This window comes from Azorhizobium caulinodans ORS 571, from assembly GCF_000010525.1.
Taxonomy (GTDB): domain Bacteria; phylum Pseudomonadota; class Alphaproteobacteria; order Rhizobiales; family Xanthobacteraceae; genus Azorhizobium; species Azorhizobium caulinodans.
Genome location: NC_009937.1, coordinates 1,664,231 through 1,687,635, shown reverse-complemented (window position 1 = coordinate 1,687,635; position 23,405 = coordinate 1,664,231). Strand labels below are relative to the sequence as shown.

General features: G+C 66.6%; 22 protein-coding genes. 15 read left to right on the top strand and 7 right to left on the bottom strand.

Annotated elements, in window-relative coordinates:
- The first annotated feature begins 53 nt into the window (after positions 1-53).
- The 3 genes from AZC_RS07650 (at position 54) to AZC_RS07640 (ending at position 2,331) form a co-directional block, all read left to right on the top strand.
- Positions 54-761, top strand: a complete 708-nt coding sequence (locus tag AZC_RS07650; protein ID WP_012170014.1) for an HAD family hydrolase — start codon at positions 54-56, stop codon at positions 759-761.
- An 81-nt stretch (positions 762-842) separates the two neighbouring features.
- Positions 843-1,622, top strand: coding sequence for a DUF1499 domain-containing protein (locus AZC_RS07645; RefSeq protein WP_012170013.1), 780 nt, complete (start codon positions 843-845; stop codon positions 1,620-1,622).
- Positions 1,623-1,719: 97 nt separating this feature from the next.
- Positions 1,720-2,331 carry a hypothetical protein gene (locus AZC_RS07640; protein WP_043879052.1) on the top strand — a complete coding sequence of 204 codons (612 nt, stop codon included), beginning with the start codon at positions 1,720-1,722 and terminating at the stop codon, positions 2,329-2,331.
- 10 nt (positions 2,332-2,341) lie between these two features.
- Here AZC_RS07640 and AZC_RS07635 read toward each other — a convergent pair whose 3' ends face one another.
- Both AZC_RS07635 and AZC_RS07630 read right to left on the bottom strand, forming a co-directional pair.
- On the bottom strand, positions 2,342-3,061 hold the full coding sequence (locus AZC_RS07635; protein ID WP_012170011.1) for an SOS response-associated peptidase: 720 nt from the start codon (positions 3,059-3,061) through the stop codon (positions 2,342-2,344).
- Positions 3,062-3,074: 13 nt separating this feature from the next.
- A complete protein-coding gene (locus AZC_RS07630; RefSeq protein ID WP_012170010.1) occupies positions 3,075-3,986 on the bottom strand; it encodes an MBL fold metallo-hydrolase in 912 nt (303 codons plus the stop codon).
- A gap of 237 nt (positions 3,987-4,223) precedes the next feature.
- On the opposite strand from AZC_RS07630, the gene AZC_RS07625 reads away from it, so the two are divergent.
- From AZC_RS07625 to AZC_RS07610, 4 genes are all read left to right on the top strand, one after another.
- Entirely contained in the window at positions 4,224-4,553 is a 330-nt protein-coding gene (locus tag AZC_RS07625) for a hypothetical protein (protein WP_012170009.1), read from the top strand.
- A 129-nt stretch (positions 4,554-4,682) separates the two neighbouring features.
- Positions 4,683-5,258: a hypothetical protein gene (locus tag AZC_RS07620; protein WP_043879051.1), complete on the top strand. Its 576-nt coding sequence runs from the start codon at positions 4,683-4,685 to the stop codon at positions 5,256-5,258.
- Entirely contained in the window at positions 5,255-5,803 is a 549-nt protein-coding gene (locus AZC_RS07615; protein WP_012170007.1) for a GNAT family N-acetyltransferase, read from the top strand. The genes AZC_RS07620 and AZC_RS07615 overlap by 4 nt, the downstream gene beginning before the upstream one ends.
- A gap of 252 nt (positions 5,804-6,055) precedes the next feature.
- Positions 6,056-7,369, top strand: coding sequence for a T3SS effector HopA1 family protein (locus tag AZC_RS07610; protein WP_043879050.1), 1,314 nt, complete (start codon positions 6,056-6,058; stop codon positions 7,367-7,369).
- A 63-nt stretch (positions 7,370-7,432) separates the two neighbouring features.
- Here AZC_RS07610 and AZC_RS07605 read toward each other — a convergent pair whose 3' ends face one another.
- Positions 7,433-9,349: a propionyl-CoA synthetase gene (locus AZC_RS07605; RefSeq protein WP_012170005.1), complete on the bottom strand. Its 1,917-nt coding sequence runs from the start codon at positions 9,347-9,349 to the stop codon at positions 7,433-7,435.
- A 174-nt stretch (positions 9,350-9,523) separates the two neighbouring features.
- Between AZC_RS07605 and AZC_RS07600 the strand changes: the two genes are divergently transcribed.
- From AZC_RS07600 to AZC_RS07590, 3 genes are all read left to right on the top strand, one after another.
- On the top strand, positions 9,524-11,149 hold the full coding sequence (locus tag AZC_RS07600) for an acyl-CoA synthetase (protein ID WP_012170004.1): 1,626 nt from the start codon (positions 9,524-9,526) through the stop codon (positions 11,147-11,149).
- A gap of 133 nt (positions 11,150-11,282) precedes the next feature.
- A complete protein-coding gene (locus AZC_RS07595; RefSeq protein WP_012170003.1) occupies positions 11,283-13,034 on the top strand; it encodes an ABC transporter ATP-binding protein/permease in 1,752 nt (583 codons plus the stop codon).
- A gap of 109 nt (positions 13,035-13,143) precedes the next feature.
- Positions 13,144-14,478 (top strand): chloride channel protein, encoded by a 1,335-nt coding sequence (locus AZC_RS07590; protein ID WP_012170002.1) that lies wholly within the window; start codon positions 13,144-13,146, stop codon positions 14,476-14,478.
- 37 nt (positions 14,479-14,515) lie between these two features.
- On the opposite strand, the gene AZC_RS07585 is transcribed toward AZC_RS07590, so the two are convergent.
- Entirely contained in the window at positions 14,516-15,322 is an 807-nt protein-coding gene (locus tag AZC_RS07585) for a ChbG/HpnK family deacetylase (RefSeq protein WP_012170001.1), read from the bottom strand.
- A complete protein-coding gene (locus tag AZC_RS07580) occupies positions 15,319-16,320 on the bottom strand; it encodes a glycosyltransferase family 2 protein (RefSeq protein ID WP_043879049.1) in 1,002 nt (333 codons plus the stop codon). Before AZC_RS07580 ends, AZC_RS07585 begins: the two co-directional genes overlap by 4 nt.
- Before the next feature lie 299 nt (positions 16,321-16,619).
- Between AZC_RS07580 and AZC_RS07575 the strand changes: the two genes are divergently transcribed.
- A complete protein-coding gene (locus AZC_RS07575; protein ID WP_012169999.1) occupies positions 16,620-17,453 on the top strand; it encodes a universal stress protein in 834 nt (277 codons plus the stop codon).
- A gap of 74 nt (positions 17,454-17,527) precedes the next feature.
- Here the strand turns inward: AZC_RS07575 and AZC_RS07570 are convergent, their stop codons facing one another.
- Positions 17,528-18,226 (bottom strand): DUF1013 domain-containing protein, encoded by a 699-nt coding sequence (locus tag AZC_RS07570; RefSeq protein ID WP_012169998.1) that lies wholly within the window; start codon positions 18,224-18,226, stop codon positions 17,528-17,530.
- 798 nt (positions 18,227-19,024) lie between these two features.
- Here AZC_RS07570 and AZC_RS07565 point away from each other — a divergent pair.
- From AZC_RS07565 to rnhA, 4 genes are all read left to right on the top strand, one after another.
- Positions 19,025-19,690, top strand: coding sequence for a hypothetical protein (locus AZC_RS07565; RefSeq protein WP_043879048.1), 666 nt, complete (start codon positions 19,025-19,027; stop codon positions 19,688-19,690).
- A gap of 91 nt (positions 19,691-19,781) precedes the next feature.
- Positions 19,782-20,747: a 4-hydroxy-3-methylbut-2-enyl diphosphate reductase gene (gene ispH, locus AZC_RS07560; protein ID WP_012169996.1), complete on the top strand. Its 966-nt coding sequence runs from the start codon at positions 19,782-19,784 to the stop codon at positions 20,745-20,747.
- Between the two features lie 3 nt (positions 20,748-20,750).
- The gene (locus AZC_RS07555; protein ID WP_012169995.1) at positions 20,751-21,716 is read left to right on the top strand and encodes a homoserine kinase; all 966 of its coding nucleotides are present in this window, start codon (positions 20,751-20,753) and stop codon (positions 21,714-21,716) included.
- A complete protein-coding gene (gene rnhA, locus AZC_RS07550; RefSeq protein ID WP_012169994.1) occupies positions 21,713-22,165 on the top strand; it encodes a ribonuclease HI in 453 nt (150 codons plus the stop codon). The genes AZC_RS07555 and rnhA overlap by 4 nt, the downstream gene beginning before the upstream one ends.
- A 72-nt stretch (positions 22,166-22,237) precedes the next feature.
- Here rnhA and AZC_RS07545 read toward each other — a convergent pair whose 3' ends face one another.
- Complete coding sequence (locus tag AZC_RS07545; RefSeq protein ID WP_012169993.1) at positions 22,238-23,344, bottom strand: polyamine ABC transporter substrate-binding protein; 1,107 nt, start codon at positions 23,342-23,344, stop codon at positions 22,238-22,240.
- Positions 23,345-23,405 lie beyond the last annotated feature (61 nt).

Genomic DNA, 23,405 nt, shown 5'->3' with positions numbered 1-23,405 from the left:
CCCTCTCCGGCGTCACCGCCCCTCCCTTACCGCTCCACGGAACGAAGCTCCCCATGACCGGCCTGAAGGCGCTCCTGTTCGACAAGGACGGCACCCTCGTGCATTTCGACCACACTTGGGGACCGGCCGCCGGCGCGGTGATGCGGGCGCTCGCGGGGGACGATCCCCACGCACTGAAGCGCCTTGAGGAGGTGAGCCACTATCTGCCCGAGGAGAGCCGCTTCCTGCCCTCCTCGCCGCTGGTGGCGGGCTCCTCCGCCCATTACGGGCCGCAGTGGGCGCAGTGCCTTGGCCGGCAGGCGGACACCGCCTTCCTGACCGAAATCGACAGGCTCTTCTCCGACGAGGGCCTGAAAGCGCTGACGCCGCTCGGCCGGCCGGCCGACGTGCTCGGGCATTTTCACCGGCAGGGGATGCGGCTCGGCATCGTGACCAACGATGCGGAAGCCAATTCCCGCCTTCAGGCCGAGGCGCTGGGGCTTACGCCTTTCCTCGATCTCATCCACGGTTATGATTCCGGCTTCGGCTCCAAGCCCGGTCCCGGCATGGTAAGCGCCGCCGCCGAACGGCTGGGCCTTGCCCCGCACCAGACGGCGGTGATCGGCGACAGCGCCCACGACATGGCCGCCGCCCACAGCGCCGGCGCCCGTTTCATCCTCGTGCGCACGGGCCCCGCGCCGGTGGAGCATCTCTATGATGCCGCCGATCTCGTGGTGGACAGCATCGACGACCTGCCGGCGCGGCTTGCGGCGGCCGCCTGAGGGGGCGGGCTTCCGCTTCCGCGCGCGCTGGCCTAGACAGAATGGGAGGCGGGCACCTGAAGCCCGCAGGCAGGGTCCGGCATGATCAAGCGACGGCTCTATGTGGAGGAGCGGGAATCGAGGCTCGCGCGCTGGAGCTTCCGCCTCGCCCTGTTCGCCATTCCGGTGATCGTGCTGGCGGCCGCGCTCTACCGCACCGGCGTGCTTGATTTCCAGCTGGCGCTGGCGACCCTTGGCGCGGGCCTTGCCGTGGCGCTTGTGGGCGCGATCCTCGCCGTCGTCGCCTGCGTGAGCATCTGGGAGAGCGGATGGCGCGGCATGGGGCGCTCCATCGGCGCGCTCGCCATCGCGCTCGGCGTGGTGGCGGTGCCGGCGGCGGTTCTCGCGCGCGGCGCCATGCTGCCGCCGCTGACCGACATCACGACCGATCCGTCCGACCCGCCCCGCTTCCGCGCCATGGGACTGGTCCGTCCGCGCACCGCGAACTCCCTCGTCTATGCCGGCGACACCGCCGCCCAGCTCCAGCGCGACGCCTATCCGGGCATCAAGCCCATGGATCTCGACGCGACGCCGGACGAGGCCTTCAACGCCCTCCTGGCCCTGGTGCAGAAGCGCAAGTGGCACATCCTCGATGCGGTGCCGCCGCGCGGCACCCTGCGCGACGGCCAGATCGAGGCTGTGGCACCGACGCCGCTCATCGGTTTCCGCAACGATGTAGTGATCCGCGTGCGGCCGACCGCCAAGGGCACGCGCATCGACGTGCGCTCGGCCTCCCGCTACGGCTTCCATGATCTGGGCGAGAATGCCATGCGCATCTCCAGCCTCATGGCCGATCTCACCGCCGAGCGCCGCAAGCGCTGACCGGCGCCGAACGCCCCCATCAAATTTGAGGTCGATCGGCCGCGCGCCGGGGGCGGTCTGGTCTGATCGCGCCCGAGGATTTCAAGGAGAGACCACCGTGCGCCTGTTCCCGCGTCTGCTGTCGAGTGCCCTTCCCGCCACCACGCTTCTCGCCGCCACACTCGGCACCGCGACGGGCGTCATGGCCGGCCCCCTGCTCTCCGACATGACCGACCGCACCCTCTCCTGCGCCATCAGCCCGGCCCTCTATATCGACGCCAAGGGCGAGACGGTAACCACCTTCGTGTTCCCGGATGCCGGCGGCAGCTGGATCGACGTCACGCTGCCGCTCACCTCGCCCGTGCTCGCCAGCAGCAGCCAGGACGAATTCACGCTGGTCATTCCGCCCCAGAAAGGCCAGGCCAAGGGCGAGCAGATCGCCTTCATCCGCACCTTCGAGAAGCCAGAAGGCGGCGGCAAGAACGCCAAGCCCGTGCCTGTCATCTCCATGCATGTGGACGGCGACACGGTGGGGGATGCATGCGTGGCCGAGAAGGGGCGCCAGAAATTCCTCAAGAACCGCTTCAATTCGGCCCGCGAGAACAGCTGCGGCAACGATCCCACCCCGGCCTGCGAGAAGCTGCTGGCCAAGACCTGCGGGCTGGAGATCACGCAGGACTGCGTCGCCAAGCTCCAGCCGGAACTGGCCAAGGCCAGAAACCGGCGCTGAACGCGGGCCGTCAGAACAGGCTGGGCTGGGCCACCGGAGACGGCGACCCGGCCGGCAGGCCCGTCACCTCGACGAGAAGATCGGCATCGTCATTGCGCACCGCACTCACGCGCGCCGACACCGGCCACAGCCGCATCGCCTCCGCCGGATAGGGCCGCAGCAGGTCCCGCGGATCGGGCGCGGTGAGATAGGGGGCAATGTCGTCCTCATCGAGGATCACCGGCATGCGCTCGTGCAGCGGGCGCAGCAGGTCGTTGGCCGTGGTGGTGAGGAGCGTGAAGGTGCGCAGCCATTGGCCGCTCGCCGGGTCCTTCCAGCCCTCCCAGAGGCCGGCGAACGCCATGGGCGTGCCATCAGCGCGGGCGATGGCGTGAGGCGTCTTGCCACCCGCGCCCTGCTGCCATTCATAAAAGGCATCCGCTGGCACGACGCAGCGGCGCGGCTTGAACCAGGCGGCCTTGAAGGAGGCCTTCTCCGCCACGCTTTCCGAGCGCGCATTGATGAGCGACCCGGCGCGCGCGGTATCGGCGGCGAAAGACGGCACCAGCCCCCAGCGCAGCAGTGACAACTCCCGCCGCTCTTCCTCCGGATTGTGGCGGATGACGAGCGCATCCTGTGTCGGCGCGATGTTGTAGCGCGCCGGGACATTGGGCAGCGCCAGCACCGGATCGACGCCATAGCGCTCCGCAAAGGCGCGAGGCGGAGTGGTCTGCGCAAAGCGGCCGCACATCCTGCCCTCCTCCCTAGCGCACCAGAACGAAGGCGCCGTCGATGGCGGGCGGCCCCTCCGTCGTCACCAGCCCCTTGCCCACCATGTCCTCCAGATGGGCGAGCACGGTGAGGGAAGCGGCTCCGACGAGACGCGGATCGAGGCCAATATAGATGCCGCGCACGAGGTCCGGAATGGTGGTGTTGCGTTCCAGCCCGCGCAGGATGGCCGCCTCCCGCGCCCGGCGGTGGTCGAGATAATCGCGCACGAAGGCGGGCGCATCGCGCACCGGCCCGCCGTGGCCGGGCAGATAGAGCGGTTCGCTGCGGGCGGCGAGCTTCTTCAGCGAGCGCACATAATCGCCCATGGCGCCGTCCGGCGGGGCGACGATGGTGGTGGCCCAGGCCATCACATGATCGCCGGAAAAGAGCAGGTCGTTCTCCGGCAGGGCGAAGGCCAGATGGTTGGCGGTGTGGCCGGGGGTGGCGATCGCCTCCAGCGTCCAGCCAGGACCGGTGAGCGCCTCCCCCTCGGCCAGCGCGATATCCGGCAGGAAATCCATGTCGCCGGAGGCATCGAGGGCGTTGATCTCGCCGATATGCAGCGGACGGGCGGGCCGGTGCGGCCCCTCCCCGACGGTGACCGCACCGGTGGCGGCCTTGAGCGCAGCGGCGGCGGGGGAATGATCGCGATGGGTGTGGGTGACGACGATATGGGTCACGGTCTCCCCGCGCACCGCATCGAGCAGCGCCGCCACATGCGCCGGATCGTCCGGCCCCGGATCGAGGATCGCCACCTGCCCGCGTCCGATGATGTAGGAGCAGGTGCCGGTGAAGGTGAAGGGCGAGGGATTGGGCGCCACGATCCGCCGGACCAGCGGCGTCACCTCGTCGAGACGGCCGGAGGGCACGGGAAACTTGCGGTCGAAGGGAATGTCGTCGCTCATGCCCGCACACTAGAGCGCGATCCGCCCAGATTGAACCAATCTGAGCGGTGAATCGCCCTCCCATTCTTGAAAACGAGACAGATGCGGGCCGGCTGAACAATCGGATGGCGCGAACGGCGCAGCTTGTGCACAGCGCCGCACCTGCGCACCGCGAGGGGGCCATTCCGGCCTGAAATCAGCGGTTTCGCAGCGGCACCGGTTGCGGTACAGCCGTAGAGACAGATTCGAGGATGTCCCATGCGGGTGCCCCTGACGCCGATTGCACTGACCACCGGCCTGCTGCTCGCCCTGACCTGCGGCGCGAATGCCCAGAGCAATCTCACCCTGCCCCCCATCGATCCACCGGCCGTGCCGCAGACCTGCGCCGCCTTTGCAGCATTGGTGAAGAGCCAGGGCGCGGTCGTCGTCGGCAACAGCCCGCAGACGATCCAGCGCTATGTGAAGGACCAGGCCTTCTGCGCCTATCAGCAGGTGGCCAATCCCGCCTGGATCGCGCTCTCGGACAATCCGCAATGCTTCGTCGGCTACACCTGCGGCGACAATAACGACAGCGGCAGCGGCCGCTGAACCTTCGGCAGGGCCGTATGAACGGCGGCCCGCCTACCACGGTGGCATACCTTGGCGTACCATCCATTGAACTGAGGGGTGACGGGCCGGAGCCCGGCCGCCGCATCCGCAACGGGGGAGGCAGGTTCCATGGGAGCAAGACTTGCCGCGCCCCGCCGGCGCTCGCGGAGCACCGCGCGCTTCCTTGCGCTCTCCGGCGCCATGCTCCTGTTGAGCGGCTGCTATGCCAGCCAGGAGCCGGTGATCGAGAACGGCGAGAAGATCGACATCGTCGGCCGCTTCACCTGCCGCGATGTGCAGACCGGCAAGGCCTACGGCTTCGAGTTCAAGGAGCGCAAGGTCGGCTCGTTCTTCCCGACCTATTCCTACGAGGCCAACCGCAAGACCTACCGCTTCATCAGGATCGACGATTCCACCTATCTCGGCCAGGAGGGGGATGAGCGCAACAAGCTCATCAATCTCTTCCTGCTGCGGCCGCAGGGGCGCACCGCCACCATCCTGGTGCCGGACGTGGACGGCAGCCGCAACCGCCTCCAGACGCTGCTCACGGAGAACCGCGTGCTCATCAACGGCCGCACGGGCAATGGCGCGGTGATCCTCGAAGGCGAGGCGGAGGACAAGATCCGCCTCATGCGCGTGCTGCCGCAGGAGGTGCTCAAGGAGATTGCGGTCTGCGAGCCCAAGCCGCCGGTGGAGACCAAGTGACGCCGGGGATCGCGCGGACGGACGGCCTTTATCTGCGCGCCGCCGCGCAGGAGGACATCCCCGCGCTTTCCGCCCTCTCCGCCGCCGCCCGCGCCCGCTATGCCGGCTGGCAGGACCTTGCTTTCGTCGCGACCGCGCCTCCGCTTGGTCCGGACCGCTTCGCCGCCGGCGAGACTCTCGTCGCCCGCCTCGAAGAGGATCCCACACCGCTCGGCTTCGTGCTGCTGCGGCCGCTCGATGGCCTGCTCTATCTCGACAACATCTCGGTTGCCTCAAATGCCGGCGGTCGCGGCATCGGGACCCTTCTGCTGGCGGCGGCCGAGGCGCGGCGGCTCGCCCTCGGGCTGCCGGGCATCAGCCTCACCACCTTTCGCGCCCCGCCCTGGAACGGCCCGTGGTTCCGCCGACAGGGCTTTGCTCCGATGCCACGGGATGCCATCGGCGCCGGACTGGCGGATGTGATCGCACGGCAGAACCGGATGCTCGATCCGGCCAGCCGTGAGGTGCTTTGGCGATCGTCTTCCGACACGGGGCGCGAAGGTTAAGCGCAGGACGATCCCAGGGCCGATACCGGCAACCGCATGGTCATCACCGACGCTCGGCGACTGCGGGGCACACCGTCACAGCATCCACGGCCTGCCCACGAAGACAGGAATACCGCCCCGAGGAAGAGCTGTTGTCAGCGCTGTCTTTACAGGCGCAGCGCCGCAACCCTAGATTTGCCTCAAGCAGGCCGCGCGCTCCACTCGGATGCTATTGCAGGCTCGGCATCGGAACATAGTGACAGGGGAAACGCCATGCCGAGTGCCGCCGATGAATATGTCTACAATATCGATTTCTTCGCCACGCTGTCCCGGCAGACGGGAACGGTGAAGCTCGAATACAACGCAACCACGGGACGCTTCTCGGTTGCGTCCGCCGCGTTCTTCCGCAGCATCGGCAACTGGGGAAAGGGGGATGCCAAGCAGTCCATTACCAATAACAGCATGTTCCACGACCCGATCGTCGCAGTGTTCCGGGCTGCCGCGACCCATGACGCCAATGAGGTCAAGCGTCTGAATGCCTTTCACGGCATACAGTCGCTCCGCAAACATTATTCCGATGCGGAAAAGCTTCGGTACCTTACGGCGACGCTCAACGACATAAAGCCTTTTATCCCGGAGTCGGCCGGCGAAAAGCTCATGGCCCATTTCCGGCGCATCGATCCGGCGACGGTGCTCACCCCGCTTGACCTCACGTTCATGGATAAGATTTGGGATTTCCGGGCGACCCTCTTCGCTTTTCTGGAAGAGGGTCAGAAACCAGACCCTGCAAATAATCCGGAAGTCCGCCCCTATGCGCAGCTCGCCAATGCGATTTACCGGCAGTATGGCGGGCATCTCGAACCAAGGATCACAAACCTTGAAGAATGGATCAAATCCATCCCTACAATCTCACACAAAGGAGCATCATACTACCCCCTACAAAACAAGGGATATTTTCCAGCATCTAAATATATGAGATTGATTACGAGCAGAGATTACGGCGCGGACTTCATCTATTATAGCGTGAATCAGGGCGTTGATCGCGAAGAACTCTGGCGCATCTATCTGAATTTCGCACCCGAACACGCCGGAGCGTTGCTGCGCTTCCTTGGCGAGCAGGCGGCGACTTACCATATACATTCCTTCAAGATCGCTGGGCCCCTCGCTTTCCACACCCGTACGGACAAAGTCGTCGTCTATGTCAGTCACAGCGGCCTCGACGGGCTGACGACCACCCTGATCAGGGATGCCGCGACCTTCGGCTTTTGCAATCCCGTCCCCGCCATGACCATCCAGCTTGCCCCCGGCATCTCCAAGGGCGTCGAACCTGGGTCCGTGAATCTCGGCTTCAGCGTGATGTATGATCGCGATGGAAATCTCGACCTCTCCCCCAGACAACTGCGCCGCCAGAGCTACGGGACCATCCGCAGCCAGCTCATCGCCGCCGCGCTGACGCAGATGTATGCCGTCGAGCATGACAGCGCCCTCGCCCGGGGCGCCTATCTCGGCGACAAGCGGAACTTCCTCAAATGGGTCGCGATCGCCTTCGAGAGCTATCGCGACGAACTGGAAGGCCGCACCCGCTAACTGAGCCCGAGCGAAAGGGGCCGCCCGCGGACGGCCCTTTTGCCGGCGTTCGGGCGTAGCGCCTCAGCCGAAGCCGCGCTCCTTCAGCACCTCCGCGATCTCGTCCAGCGCGACGGGATCGTCGATGGTGGCAGGGGCCGACCAGCTTTCGGCATCCGCGATCTTCTTCATGGTGCCGCGCAGGATCTTGCCCGAGCGAGTCTTCGGGAGGCGGTTCACGGTGAAGGCCAGCTTGAAGGCCGCCACCGGGCCGATCCGGTCGCGCACCAGATTGACCAGTTCCTTCTCGATTATGTTGGGCGCCCGCCGCTCGCCCGCCTTCAGCACCACGAAGCCGCAGGGCACCTCGCCCTTCAGCGCGTCCTTAACCCCGATGACGGCGCATTCGGCCACATCGGGATGGGAGGCCAGCACTTCCTCCATGCCGCCGGTGGAGAGGCGGTGGCCGGCGACATTGATGATGTCGTCGGTGCGGCCCATGACGAAGATGTAGCCGTCCTCATCGAGGAAGCCGGCATCCGACGTCTTGTAGAAGCCGGGGAACTCGTCGAGATACGCCTCGCGGAAACGCTCGTCCTGCTGCCACAGCGTCGGCAGGCAGCCGGGAGGCAAGGGCAGCTTCACCACGATGGAGCCCATGGTCCCCGCCGGCACCGGTTTGGCGGATTCGTCGACCACCTGCACGTCATAGCCGGGCATGGCGACGGTGGGCGAGCCGGGCTTGATGGGCAGGAGGCCGAGCCCGACCGGATTGGCGGCGATGGCCCAGCCGGTTTCCGTCTGCCACCAGTGGTCCACCACAGGCACCTTCAGATGCTGCTCCGCCCAGAGGATGGTGTCGGGATCGGCCCGCTCGCCCGCGAGGAACAGGGTGCGGAACTGCGACAGGTCGCGGCCCTTGAGATGGGTCGCCTCCGGGTCTTCCTTCTTGATGGCGCGCAACGCCGTCGGGGCGGTGAAGAGGGCCACAACCTTGTGCTCCTCGATCATCCGCCAGAAGGCGCCGGGGTCCGGCGTGCCCACGGGCTTGCCCTCATAGATCACCGACGTGCAGCCGAGGATGAGGGGCCCATAGACGATATAGGAATGGCCCACCACCCAGCCGATGTCGGAGGCGCACCAGAAGACCTCGCCGGGCTTCAGGCCATAGAGATTTTCCATGCTCCAGCGCAGGGCCACCATGTGGCCGCCGGTGTCGCGCATCACGCCTTTGGGCTTGCCCGTGGTGCCGGAGGTGTAGAGCACATAGAGCGGATCGGTGGCCTTCACCGGCACGCAGTCCGCTCCGCGGCCCGCATCCGCAAAGGCGGCGCGGCGCTCGGCCCAGTCGTGATCGCGCCCTTCCACCAGCGTGCCGGCCAGTTGCGGACGCTGGAGCACGAGGCAGCCGGTGGGCTTGTGGGCGGCGATGGTGATGGCGAGATCGAGCAGCGGCTTGTAGGGCACGACGCGGTTCGGCTCGATGCCGCAGGAGGCGGCGAGCACCACCTTCGGCCGGGCGTCGTCGATGCGCACCGCCAGCTCATTGGCCGCGAAGCCGCCGAACACCACGGAATGCACGGCGCCGATGCGCGCGCAGGCCAGCATGGCCACCACCGCCTCCGGCACCATGGGCATATAGATGACCACGCGGTCACCCTTCTCCACGCCCATGTCGGTGAGGATGGCGCCGAGGATGCGCACCTCCTCCAGTAGCTCGGCATAGGTGAGGCGGCGCTGGGAGTTGGTGACGGGGCTGTCGTAGATCAGCGCCGTCTGGCTGCCGCGACCGGACGCCACATGCCGGTCCACGGCATTGAAACAGGTGTTGCCCACCGCATCGGGAAACCAGCGGCCATAGACGCCGAGGCTCCCGTCGAAGACGGTGCCGGGCGGGCTGGTCCAGTCGATGTCGCGCGCGGCGTCCCCCCAGAAGGCCGCAGGATCGGCCTTCCAGCGCGCATAGGTGTCGCCATAGCGGCTGCGGCTCTGGTCGAGCATGGCACACTCCTCCCGTCTTCATCTTCTCGTTGTGCCGATTGACGCTCAAGGTTGTGGGGGAGGCAAGTCCGATCTTCTGCGTAAGACCTTGGTCTCAGAACGGCCCGCGTTGCGCCGGCGCGGGCGGCTCGGCTACGGTCACGTCAAACATAAAGACATATCGGGAAACGCCGCATGACATCGATCTTCGATCAGCATCTCGACCGCAATCCCGCCAATTACCAGCCGCTGACGCCGCTCGGCTTCCTGGAGCGGGCGGCGAGCGTCTTCCCCGATCAGGTGGCGGTCATCCACGGGCCGCTGCGCCGCACCTATCGCGAGCTCTATGCCCGCACGCGCCGCCTTGCCTCGGCGCTGGCGCAGCGCGGCATCGGGGTGGGCGACACGGTGGCGGTGATGCTCTCCAACACCCCGCCCATGCTGGAAGCCCACTATGGCGTGCCCATGTGCGGGGCGGTGCTCAACACCTTCAACACCCGGCTCGACGCCGCCATCCTCGCCTTCACCATCGACCATGGCGAGGCGAAGGTGCTGATCACCGACCGGGAATTCTCGCCCGTCATCAAGGCGGCGCTGTCGCTCGCCACCCGCAAACCGCTGGTGATCGATTATGACGACCCGGAATATGCCGGGCCCGGCGAGCGGCTCGGCGCCATCGAATATGAGGACTTCATCGCCGCCGGCGATCCGGATTTCGTGTGGGCGCCGCCCGCCGACGAATGGGACGCCATCTCGCTCAACTACACCTCGGGCACCACGGGCGACCCCAAGGGCGTCGTCTATCACCATCGCGGCGCGCACCTGCTCTCGGTGGGCAATGTGGTGACCTGCCATATGGGTCCGCACCCGGTCTATCTGTGGACGCTGCCCATGTTCCACTGCAACGGCTGGTGCTTCCCCTGGTCGGTCTCGGTGGTGGCCGGCACTCACGTGTGCCTGCGGCAGGTCCGCGCCAAGGCCATCTATGAGGCCATCGAGGACCACAAGGTCACCCATATGTGCGGCGCCCCCATCGTCATGTCGACGCTGCTGAATGCGCCGGAGACGGACCGCCGACCCCTGCCCCACACCGTCTCCTTCATCACCGCCGCCGCTCCGCCGCCCGCCGCCGTGCTCGCGGCCATGCAGGAGGCCGGCTTCAATGTGGTGCATGTCTATGGCCTGACCGAAGTCTATGGCCCGGCGGTGGTGAATGACTGGCATGGCGAATGGGACGCCCTGCCCCCTGCCGAGCGCGCGGCGAAGAAGGCCCGGCAAGGCGTGCGCTATGGCGCGCTCGAAGCCCTCGACGTGCTCGATCCCCTGACCATGGAGCCCGTGCCAGCGGATGGCGAGACCATCGGCGAGGTGATGTTCCGGGGCAATGTGGTGATGAAGGGCTATGTGAAGAACCCCGCCGCCACGGATGCCGCCTTCGCCGGCGGCTGGTTCCACTCCGGCGACCTCGGGGTGAAGCATCCCGACGGCTATATCCAGCTCAAGGACCGCTCCAAGGACATCATCATCTCGGGCGGGGAGAACATCTCCTCCATCGAGGTGGAAGACGCCCTCTACAAGCATCCGGCGGTGAGCGCCGCCGCCGTGGTGGCCCGGCCGGACGAAAAATGGGGCGAGACGCCACTCGCCTTCGTGGAGCTGAAGGACGGGGCCGCCGCCTCAGCCGAGGATCTCATCGCCCACTGCCGGGCGCATCTGGCCGCCTACAAATGCCCGCGAACCATCCTGTTCGAGGAGATCCCCAAGACCTCCACCGGCAAGATCCAGAAATTCAAGCTCCGCGAACTGGCGAAGGGTCTCTGACCTTACGCCATCCTTCCGCTTCGGAAGGACAGTCGCGGCCACTTTTCTTGCGAATTCGTAATCTTGCCGCCATGGTCCTGCCATGCGGCGCGCGCGTAAGCTCGTCGCACGATCCTCCATTGTGACGAGTTCGATGCGCGCACTCCTGACCCTGCTTCGCGACATCCGCCGCCTGGCGCTTCCCTATTTCCGCAGCGAGGAGCGCTGGACCGCCATCGGCCTTCTGGGTGCCGTCATCGGTCTGGAACTCGCCTGGGTCTATTGCACGGTGCTGCTGAACCGCTGGAACAACGCGTTCTATGACGCCATCCAGGAGAAGGACTTCGGCGCCTTCAAGCACCAGCTCCTGATCTTCTGCGCCATCGCGGCGGGGGCCATCTGCGTTGCGGTCTACCAGATCTATCTCAAGCAGTGGCTGGAGATCCGGTGGCGGCGCTGGCTGACGAAACGCTATCTTGAGCACTGGCTCGGCGACGACACCCATTATCGCCTGCGCCTCTCCGGGGATGCGGCGGACAATCCGGACCAGCGTATCGCGCAGGACGTGTCCATGTTCGTCAGCCAGACCATTTCGGTCGGCGTCGGGCTGCTCGGGACCATCGTCTCGCTCACCTCCTTCTCCGTCATCCTGTGGGGCCTGTCCGGGGCCATCGACCTGAAATTGTTCGGGATCGACATGCATGTCCCCGGCTATCTCTTCTGGGCGGCACTTCTTTATGCCGCGCTTGGCACGCTGATCACCCATTTCATCGGCAAGCCTTTGGTGCGGCTCAATTTCGACCAGCAGCGCTATGAAGCGGACTTCCGCGTCGACATGGTGCGCGTGCGCGAGAACAGCGAGCAGATCGCCCTCCTCGGCGGCGAACCGGCGGAAAGCCGGAAGCTCGAAGGCCGCTTCGGCCGCATCCTCGACAATTACTTCGGGCTGATGAAGGCGCAGAAGCGCCTCACCTGGTTCACCGCCGGCTACAATCAGGTCTCGAACATCTTCCCTTATGTGGTGGTCTCGCCCGGCTATTTCGCCGGCGCCATCCAACTCGGCACGCTGATGCAGACGGGCTCCGCCTTCGGCTCGGTGCAGGGCGCCTTCTCCTTCTTCATCTCCTCTTATTCGACCCTGGCCGAGTGGACCTCGGTGGTGAACCGTCTCACCGGCTTCGAGGCGGCCATGGAGGTGGCCAAGCGCGACGACGGCGCCCGCGCCTTCCCGCACCGGCGCGAGGCGGCGCAGGAAGCGGCGCTTGCGCTCGCCGACATGGACGTGCGCCTGCCCACGGGCGAGGCCATCGTGGCGGTGGACCGCCTCAGCATCGGCAAGGGCGAGCGGGTGCTCGTCACCGGCCCCTCAGGCGGGGGCAAGACCACGCTGTTCCGCGCCATCGCCGGCATCTGGCCCTTCGGGACCGGCACGATCACCCTGCCGCAGGATGCGCGGGTGATGATCCTGCCCCAGCGGCCCTATGTGCCGGTCGGGCGGCTGGACGATGCCCTTACCTATCCGCTGCCAGCCACCGACTTCGACCATGCCCGGCTTGCGGAAGCACTGACGGCGGTCGGCCTCGAGGTGCTCGTGCATCGCCTCGAGGAGCAGGCGCTCTGGCCGCACATCCTCTCGCTGGGCGAGCAGCAGCGCCTGTCCATCGCGCGGGCGCTTCTGGAACAGCCGGACGTGCTGCTGCTGGACGAGGCGACCGCCGCGCTCGACGAGCCGTCCGAGGCCGCCGTCTACGCCCTCCTGCGGGCGCGGCTGCCGCAGGCGACCGTGCTCTCCATCGGCCACCGTGCCACCCTCAACGCCCTGCACGACCGCACGCTTGCTCTCTCCGGGACCGGCCTGCCCCGCCGGCTGGTGGACGGGCCGGCTTTTCAGCCGGAAGCCGCCTGATCGGTTGACGCTCGCCATCTTCGCCCGTAACGCCTGTTGAACCTCCGCGCTGCGGCGGGGGCCAGGGGCGGGGCGCAGGACGAGGCGGCCGGCCGGAAGGATCAGGGGCATGTTCAGACGCGACCTGCGGCGGATTCGCTTTGCGCTCACCTCCCGGATGCTCTGGAAGCGCCGGGCGGTGTTCCTGCTGGGCGCGGTGGCGGTCGGCGTCGCCTCCGTCGCCTTCGCCAAGATGGCGGACGGGGCGCAGGAGTTCTATGTCCACACCATGGAACGCATGCCCTATGCGTTCCTCATCCTGACGCCGCTGGGCTTCGGCCTGTTCGCCTGGGCCACCGCCCGCTTCTTCCCCGGTGCGCAGGGCAGCGGCATTCCGCAGGCCATCGCCGCCCGAAGGTCCGGCAGTCCGGCCCACCGCGCCCGCCTGCTCTCCGCGCGCGTCACCATCGGCAAGGTGCTCCTCACCTGCCTCGGCCTTGCGGTCGGCGGCTCCATCGGCCGCGAGGGGCCGACCGTGCAGCTCGGCTGCGCCATCATGGTGGCGCTCGCCGCCTTCGCCGGCATCGGCCGCGCCAACGGCCTCATTCTGGTGGGTGCGGCGGCGGGCATTGCGGGCGCCTTCAACACGCCGCTCGCCGGCGTCATGTTCGCCATCGAGGAGATGGCGAAGTCCTATGACAAGCGCCTGTCCGGCCTCATCGCCGCCGCCGTGGTCATCTCCGGCATGGTGAGCCTGCTGCTGGTGGGCCAGTATCTCTATTTCGGCTCCATCCCGACGGAAGCCTTCGCGACCATCGGCTGGAATGCCGTGGTGTTCTGCGCCGTGGTGGGGGGCGTCGGCGGCGCCATCTTCTCGCGTGGCCTCGTGGCGCTTTCCAATGCGAAGGGCCGCATCCTCGGCCCGCTGCGCAAGCGCCCCTTCGTCTATGGCGCGCTCTGCGGCCTCATCGTCGGCGCGCTCGCCATCCTCACCCACGGCTTTGCCGGCGGCTCGGGCTACGGGCCGACGCGGCTGCTCCTGGAGGAAGGCGTCGCCTCGCCCTGGTGGTACGCGCCGATCAAGCTGTTCACGACGCTCCTGTCCTCCGCCAGCGGCATTCCCGGCGGCCTGTTCTCGCCGTCGCTGTCGGTCGGCGCCAACATCGGCGCCGCGCTCGCGCCCTTCATGCCGGAGATGGACATCCGCGCCCTCGCCATGCTGGGCATGGTCGGCTATTTCGCCGGCGTGGTGCAGGCGCCTTTGACCGCCTTCGTCATCGTGATGGAAATGACCAACGAGGTGCACCTCGTGGTGCCCATGCTGGCGACGGCATTGCTCGGCGCCGGCATCTCCCGCGTGCTGGCGCCCGAGCCGCTCTATCACGCCCTCTCGTTCGCCTATGACCCGAGGCCCGAGGAAATGCCGCAGGCAGGCGAAGCCAAGGCCGACACCAAGGCCCCCTGAAGTGCCCGCGGGCGGGGGCCGCGCGGAGACCTGAGACTCAGCGCAACTGCGCTCCGGTGGCGAGCAGGATCTGCGGCAGCTGGGCGCCGGCGAGGACCTCATATTCGGCCTCGCGGGGGGAGGTGAGCGGATCGCGTTTGCCCAGCGCCTCATCCACCATGCCGGGATGCACCATCACCACCCCCCCGTCCTCCAGCCCGGAAATGAACTGGGTGAGCAGGCGGCCGAAATTGGTGCCCATCTTGAAATTGTAGGCTCCGGCAAAGCCCCGGTTGGTGGCGAGCCCCAGCGCCTTGGCCTCGGCGGCGAAGCCCCGCGCCAGGAAGCCGATGTAGCGGCCCTTGAGGTCGAGCCCCACCAGCGCACCGGGCGCCGGCGTGCAGTCGCGCACCCAGGCCTCGGGCGCCCGGCTGCGGGTGACTTCGAGCACCGCCTCCCGGATGGTGGGCAGCAGATGCACATGCTGGTGGCCGTCCACATGGTCCGGCGGGCGGCCGAAGGCTTCCTCGAAGGCCAGGAACTGCGTCTCGATCTCCGCCTTCACATTCACAGGGTCCAGCCGGCGCGCGAAGGACATGGCCATCAGCCGGCCGAGCGAAGGGAAGGTCGCCCCCTTGAAGCCGTGGGTCAGCGGCTCGAAATTGCCGGTCAGCGTCACATGCAGGCCGATGCTCGCCTGCCCGCTGGTGAGCGGCATCAGAGCATCGGCTTCCTCGAACAGGTCAGGCAGCACGGTCATGACCGAGGTGGCGTTGATGCGCCGCTCCGCCAACAGGGCACGGATGGCAGCGGAGACGCCGGGAGCGATCCCGTAGTCGTCCGCGCAGATGACAATACGCTTCACGGCAAAGCCTTGGGCAACTCCAAGCCGACCGGACGGTCGCCGGCGGCTTCCGCATGGCGGACCGCATGATCAGCGACGAAATAGACCGGACGCGCTTTGATTTCGGACAGAATGCGAGCGATGTATTCGCCCATGATGCCGATCACCAGCAGCTGCACGCCGCCGATGACCATCAATCCGACGACGAGCGAGGGATAGCCCGGCAGGGGAATGCCCCAGACCAGGCGCTCTATGACGATCCAGGAGCCATAGAGGAAGGCGGCGGCGGCGAGCGCCGCGCCGACCATGCCCGCGAGGCGCAGCGGCGCGGGCGAGAAGGAGGTGAGGCCCTCCATGGAAAGGCCGAGGAGGCGCAGGAAGCTCCAGGACGAGGTGCCATGCTCGCGCGCCGCCGGCCGGTAGGGCACTGCCTTCTGGCGGAAGCCGATCCAGCTCGACAGGCCCTTGAAGAAGCGGTTGCGCTCCGGCAGGCGCCGCAAAGCGGCAGCGGCGCGGGGCGAGAGCAGGCGGAAGTCGGCGGCGTCCTCGGGAATGCGGCTTTGCGCGCCGAAGTTGAGCAGCCAGTAGAAGATCTTCACGAAGGTGCGGCGGGCGGCCGGCTCGTCCATGCGATCAGCCTTGATGGCATAGGCGACGTCATAGCCCTCGTCCTTCCAGAGGCCGACGAAGGTCTCGATCATCTCCGGCGGATGCTGGCCGTCGCCGTCCATGAACAGCAGCGCATCGCCGCGGGCGTGGTCGAGCCCCGCCATCAGCGCGGCTTCCTTGCCGAAGTTGCGCGACAGCGCCACCACCTGCACGTCCGTGCCCTGAGGCTTCAGGGCGAGCGCCACGGCGGCGGTCTGGTCGCGGCTGCCGTCGTCCACATAGACGATCTCGATACGCATGCCGCGCGCTTCCGCCACCTTCCGCGCATGGGCGCTGAGGCGCTCGTGGAAGAACGGCAGGCCGGTGGCCTCGTTGTAGCAGGGAACGACGATGCTGAGGTCAGGGGTCATGCGTATTACCGGGGGAGGCCTCAAGCTGCCATGGGAAGGCTTAAATGTGTTTATCCGCAGGCGTGATCCCCGCGAAAATTTTTCACCGCGCTGGGGAACCGGACCCGTGCCGGGGCGTTCTGGAGGTTGGGACGATCGGATCCCCCCACCGACGTCTCACCCGACGCGGCCGCCTTTCCCCCGGGGCGGCCGCGTTTTCCTTTTGAGAAACCGATATTTGCGCCGCGTCAAGGCGGTGTTTTGATCGCTCTTTACGGTAAAGTCGTGTCGCTAGACGCGGTTTTGAGAGAGCCTTCCCCATGATCCGGGACATTCTGGTCAACCTTTCCCTCGGCAGCGAGCGCGATCCCGCGGCCGTTTATGCCGCAAGCCTTGCCGCCGCCTGCAAGGCGCACATCACCGGCCTTGCGGTGAGCTACGAGATTGACGTGCCGCCCTTCTACATGGGCGCCCTCCCCACCGACTTCATCGACCAGCAGATCCGCGAGAATGAAGCGGCGGCGACCACGGCTGCCGGCGCCTTCACGGCGCTCGCCCGCGAGCACGGCCTCTCCTACGACGTGCGCACCCTCTCGGGCTCGCTCGGCGATGCGGCCGCGGCGGTGGGCGACCTGTCCCGCCTCTATGACCTCACCGTGGTCGCCCAGCCCGATCCGGACCGCCCCGGCCCGGAAGAGGTGCTGGCGGAATCCGCGCTCATGGATTCGGGCCGCGGCGTGCTGGTGGTCCCTTATGTGCAGAAGCCGCCCTTCTCGCTCTCGCGGGTCGTGGTGGCCTGGGACGGAAGCCGTGCCAGCGCCCGTGCGCTCGCCGAAAGCCTGCCGCTGCTCCATATGGCCGACAGCCGCGTGATCTTCTCCGTGCGCCGCTCGGAGAACGAAGAAGCGACGCCCAACGCCGCCGATCTGGAGCGCCATCTGGCGCACCACGGCCTGTCGGCTGAACTGCGCCACCTCACAATCGGCTCCGGCGAAAGCATTTCCTCCGCCATCCTGAATGAAGTGTCCGACCAGGGCGCCGACCTCGTGGTGATGGGGGGCTACGGCCATTCGCGCGTGCGCGAACTGGTCTTCGGCGGCGTGACCCGCGACATCCTCGGCTCCATGACGGCGCCGGTGCTGCTCGCCCACTGAGGCAGCAAACGAAAAGCGGCGCCGTCCCGAGGGAGGCGCCGCTCTTTTTTCAGGCCAAAGGCGCGCGAAGAGGATCAGTCCTCCTCGTCCTCGCTCTTGCGGGCGCCGCCGAGCTTGGCGAACACCGTCTCCAGATCCAGCGAATCCTTGCGGCCGGAGGACGGCGCGTCGTCTTCGTGGCGCTGGGTGGTGACGTCCGCCGGCAGCAGGGTCGCGCCACGGTCCTCGGAGGCGAGCGCCGCGGGCCGATCCTTCGCCGCGCGCTGCACTTCGAGATCGAGGTCGATCTGGCTGCACAGGCCGAGCGTGACCGGATCCATCGGCGCGAGCTGGGCCGAATTCCAGTGGGTGCGGTCCTTGATGGACTGGATGGTCGCCTTGGTGGTGCCCACGAGGCGGATGATCTGCGCATCCTTCAGCTCGGGATGGTTGCGCAGCAGCCAGAGGATGGCGTTCGGCCGGTCGTGGCGGCGGGACACCGGCGTGTAGCGAGGGCCCTTGCGGCGCTTGGGCTCCGGCAGGCGGACCTTCGATTCCTGAAGCTTCAGGTGGTAGTTCTGGTTCTTCTCGCCCTTGTCGATCTCTTCGCGGGTGAGCTGGCCGTTGGCGATGGGATCGAGCCCCTTGATGCCCTGCGCCACTTCGCCGTCGGCGATGCCCTTCACCTCGAGGGGGTGAAGTTTGCAGAAGTCGCCGATCTGCTCGAACGTGAGCGCCGTGTTCTCGACCAGCCACACGGCGGTCGCCTTCGGCATCAGCGGGGTGTTGGACATGGCGGCAGCCTCTTGGCTTTTTCTTGGAAAACGCGGGCGGCGGACAATACGGCTTCCCTTTGGTCCGCCCCGGTTCCCCGGAAAGCGAGCCACGGAGCTTCAGAATGTCCGGGATGCCACAACATAAGCCTTCGAGCGGCGCGATGCAAATGCTGCTGCGCGCCCGGCGCCCGCGCGAACAGGCGAGGCCGATTCGGGGGCCGGCGGGCGGGGGAAGAGCCCATCCCTTCCATTCTGGAGGTAAGGCGGACAGACATGCGCCTGGGGAAGGGGTCCGATCCATCACATTCCGCTATGGAATGGCAAAATTCATTCTGCGTTCAGATGCCGCACCGTGCTGCGGCAAAATTCTTCGGGCTTTCGAGCCGGGAAACCACTTGTCAAAGCCTCCAATATGGTACATTCCCAATGCGTCCGGCGCGCAGGGTTAACGCGGGCCGGGAGGTGGTGGGGACCATCGGGGACAAGCAAGGCGGAGACGCGGTTTGCAGCCCCTTCTGGAAAACGCCGGCTGTAGCCGACGAACCCTACAACCCGACATGTTGCGTTGAGAGGAAGCCGGACAGGCTAAAGCTCGTGTGAGGAGCCAAGGGCTTCATGTCACATGGCCAGCCTCGTGCAACCTAGAGAGTATTGCTTAAGCGTACCATCAAATTTCCGAGCCGTCTTTTCGGCGCGGGAACTTGCAACGACAAGAAATGTTTGAAGCACGCATGACGTTTTAACCTTTTGGGTTGAGTGTGGCGACGTTCGCTTGATGGGTTGAGCGCGGTCGCCGCAAACTGGGGAGCGGAAACGATGTTGGCGCCGAAGACGAGCCTCGCCGACGAGTTGCGGGAAAAGGAAATCGGCGTTGTCGGCCATTTCCTCGACGGTTTCATTTCGGAAGCCCCCCGTTCCGCCGTCGTCACCGTTGGACTCGGTGCCGCTTTGGTCCATTTCCAGGGTGTTTTCTCCCCGATGATCCTGGCGGCGTCCCTCGCCGTCGGTCAGATCGTCAGCGCCGCGCGCGGCATGTCCAATTTCCTCGAGGCGCGCGCCAATGCCCGCAGCTTCGATCAGCCCCGCGTGCAGGCCTACCTGCGCCGCATGCAAGAGCATTCCCGTGACGTAACGGTCGCCGCGAAACGCGGCACGGCCTGGATCGTCATGTATCCCGGCAGCCAGCATGTGGAAGCGATGAGCGAGGTGGAGTACGCCCGCTTCAAGAGCCAGTGCATCGCCGCCCGTGCCTCCATCAATGAAGTGCGCGTGGTGCGCCGCAAGGTGTCCAACACCCGCATCCGCAGCGGCTTCACCTTCGCGCCGGAAGAGCGCCGCATCGCGGACATCACGCCGCCCAGCAACCTGCGCTACAGCGCTTCGCGCTTCCTCGCGGTCGGCTCCGGCATTACCGAGGAACCCGCGCTCGGCAGCGCTGCAGCCCCCGTAACCGCTGCGCCCGAGGCTGCGGCCCGCGCCTGAGGGGAGGCTGCCGGGGCCATCCCTGCCCGGGCGCCCGCTTGACAGGATGTGCCCTGCCATCCCATGTCCCCGGTGAACACCGGGAACACCCATGTCCGCTGAAAAGCCCCCTCTCCGCATCCTGCTCTGCGCGCCGCGCGGCTTCTGCGCCGGCGTGGTGCGGGCCATTGACGCGGTGGAGCGCGCACTCGCGCTGCACGGTGCACCGGTCTATGTGCGGCATGAGATCGTTCACAACAAATATGTGGTGGACGGCCTGCGCAAGAAGGGCGCCGTCTTCGTGGAGGAACTGGACGAGGTGCCGCCCGGCGATGCCCCCGTCATCTTCTCCGCGCACGGCGTGCCCAGGTCCGTGCCCGAGGCAGCGGCCGCCCGCAACCTCTTCGCCATCGACGCCACCTGCCCGCTGGTGACCAAGGTCCATCGCGAGGCGCAGTTGCACCACAAGAAGGGCCGGCACGTGCTGCTCATCGGCCATGCCCGCCATCCGGAAGTGGTCGGCACCATGGGCCAGTTGCCCGAGGGCGCAGTGACGCTGATCGAAACGGCGCAGGATGCCCGCACCATCGCGCCGGCCGACCCCGAGAATCTCGCCTATGCGACGCAGACGACCCTGTCGCTGGACGACACGGCGGAGATTGTCGCCATCCTCCGCGCGCGCTTCCCCACCATCGCCGTGCCGCACAAGGAAGACATCTGCTACGCCACCACCAACCGCCAGGAAGCGGTGAAGAAGGTGGCGCCGCAGGTGGACGCCATGGTGGTGGTGGGCGCGCCCAACTCCTCCAATTCCCAGCGCCTGCGCGAAACCGCCGAGCGCGAGGGCTGCGCCGTCTCGGTTCTGGTCCAGCGGGCGAGCGACCTCGACTGGTCGCGGCTGTCGGAGCTGAAGAGCCTCGGCATCACCGCCGGGGCCTCGGCGCCCGAGGTGCTGGTGGAAGAAATCATCGACGCTTTTGCCGAGCGTTACGACGTGGATGTGGAAACGGTGACGGCCGCGCAGGAGGATGTGTTCTTTCCGCTTCCCCGCGCGCTGCGCGAAGATGCGGCGGAGTAGAGCGTGGCGGTCTATACGGACGTTTCGGCGGCGAGCCTTTCGGATTATCTCGCCGCTTACGATATCGGCACACTGGTTTCGTATCACGGCATCGCGGAGGGCGTGGAGAATTCCAACTTCCTCGTCCAGACCACGACCGCGAGCTTCATCCTCACGCTCTATGAGAAGCGCGTCGATCCGGCCGACCTGCCCTTCTTCATCGGCCTGATGCAGCATCTGGCGGCGAACGGCATTTCGTGCCCGCAGCCGGTGGCCATGCGCGACGGCACCATGCTCGGCACCCTTGCCGGCCGCCCCTGCGCCATCGTGACCTTCCTTCCCGGCGTGTCCGTGCGCAAGCCCACCGCCGCCAACTGCGGACAGCTCGGACGCGCGCTGGCGCAACTGCATCTTGCGGGTGCGGGCTTCGAGATCACTCGCCGCAATGCCCTTTCCGTGTCCGGCTGGCGGCCTTTGTTCGAGGCGGCAGGCCCGCGCACCGATACGGTCCATCCCGGCCTTGCGGCGATCATCACCGAGGAACTGGCCGCGCACGAGGCCCACTGGCCCGCCGCGCTTCCGGCCGGTGTGATCCATGCGGATCTCTTCCCGGACAACGCCTTCTTCCTCGATGACACCCTCTCCGGCATCATCGACTTCTACTTCGCCTGCAACGATCTCTTTGCTTATGACGTGGCCGTGTGCCTGAACGCCTGGTGCTTCGAGGCGGACGGCGCCTTCAACGCCACCAAGGGTCGGGCGCTGCTCGCCGGCTACCAGGCGGTGCGCCCGATGGAAGCGGCTGAGGTGGAGGCCCTGCCCCAGCTCGCCCGCGGCGCCGCCCTGCGCTTCCTGCTCACGCGGCTGGTGGACTGGCTGAACGTGCCGGAAGGCGCCCTCGTGCGCCCCAAAGACCCCTTGGAATATCTGAGGAAGCTACGCTTCCACCGGGCCGTAGCCAGCGCCCGCGACTATGGACTTGCCGCATGAGCCGGGTGGAGATCTGGACCGACGGCGCCTGCTCGGGCAATCCCGGCCCCGGCGGCTGGGGCGCCATCCTGCGCTCCGGTCCGCACGAGAAGGAACTGAAGGGCGGCGAGGCTCTCACCACCAACAACCGCATGGAGCTGATGGCCGCCATCTCGGCGCTGGAAGCGCTGAAGAAGCCCTGCGGGGTCGATCTTCACACCGACAGCGAATATCTGCGCAACGGCATCACCAAGTGGATGTTCGGCTGGAAGCGCAACGGCTGGCGCACCGCCGACAAGAAGCCGGTGAAGAATCAGGATCTGTGGGAGCGCCTCGACGCCGCCCTGCACTCCCACGACATCGCCTGGCACTGGGTGAAGGGCCACGCGGGCAACGAACTGAACGAGCGCGCAGACCAGCTCGCCCGCGACGGCATGGCCCCCTTCAAGATGGGGGGCCGCGTCGCCTGAGTTGAGGGCACACCTCGAAGAAGGGCCGCAGGCGATGCCGGCGGCCCTTCTCGTTTCACCTGAGTGAACGTTTCATTTGCCGCGCTTGAAGGTGTTCCAGGTCTTGGTGATGACCCGCTGCACATCCTGCGGATTCGTCGTCACGGTGAACAGCAAAGCGAAGACTTCCGGCGTCGGATAGATGGCCGGATTGTCCAGGACCGCCTTGTCGATGAACTTCTGCGAGGCGAGATTGCCGTTGGCGTATGAGATGAAGTTCGAGTTCTTGGCGGCGATCTCCGGACGCATCATGAAATTGATGAAGGTCAGCGCCTCATCGATATTCTTGGCGTCCTTCGGAATGGCGAAATTGTCGAACCACATCAGCGCGCCTTCCTTCGGCAGCGCATAGGCCACGGGCACAACCTTCTTCTTGGTCTTCTTGGCGGCTTCCTCGGCGCGGGCCTTGGCCTGGAAGACGTCACCCGACCAGCCCACCGCCAGACAGATGTCGCCGCGCGCCAGCGCGTTGATATAGCCGGAGGAATCGAACTTGCGGATGAACGGCCGGATCTTCATCAGCAGTTCGCCGGCCTTGGTGATGTCCTCCGGCTTCTTGCTGTCCGGATCGAGGCCCAGATACCGCATGGCGGTAGGAATGATCTCCTCCGGCCCGTCCAGCATGTAGACGCCGCAGTCCTTCAGCTTGGAGAGGTTCTCCGGCTTGAAGACGATGTCCCAGGTGTTCATGGGCACATCGCCAAGGCGCTGCTTCACCATGTCCACATTGTAGCCGATGCCGGTGGTGCCCCACATGTAATTGACGGCATATTCATTGCCGGGATCATAGACGGCGAGCCGCTTGGTGATCTCGGGCCAGGCATATTGCAGGTTCGGCAGCTTCGACTTGTCGAGCTTGATGAAGACGCCGGCCTTGATCTGGCGCTGCATGAAGGAGCCGGACGGCACCACCACGTCATAGCCGGTCTTGCCGGCGAGCAGCTTGGTCTCCAGCACCTCGTTGCTGTCGAACACGTCGTAGCGGACCTTGATGCCCGTTTCCTTCGTGAACTCCTCCAGCACGCTCTCGTCGATATAGTCCGACCAATTATAGACGTTCACCACCTTCTGCTGCGCGAGTGCGGGACCGGCGACGATCGCCGCAGCCCCCAGCACCGCCGCAAGAACGAACCGGCGCATCTTGTTCTCCCTCTGGTCAGGCAGGGCGGACCCGCCCCCCCCGATTCAGAAGGCTATTGCG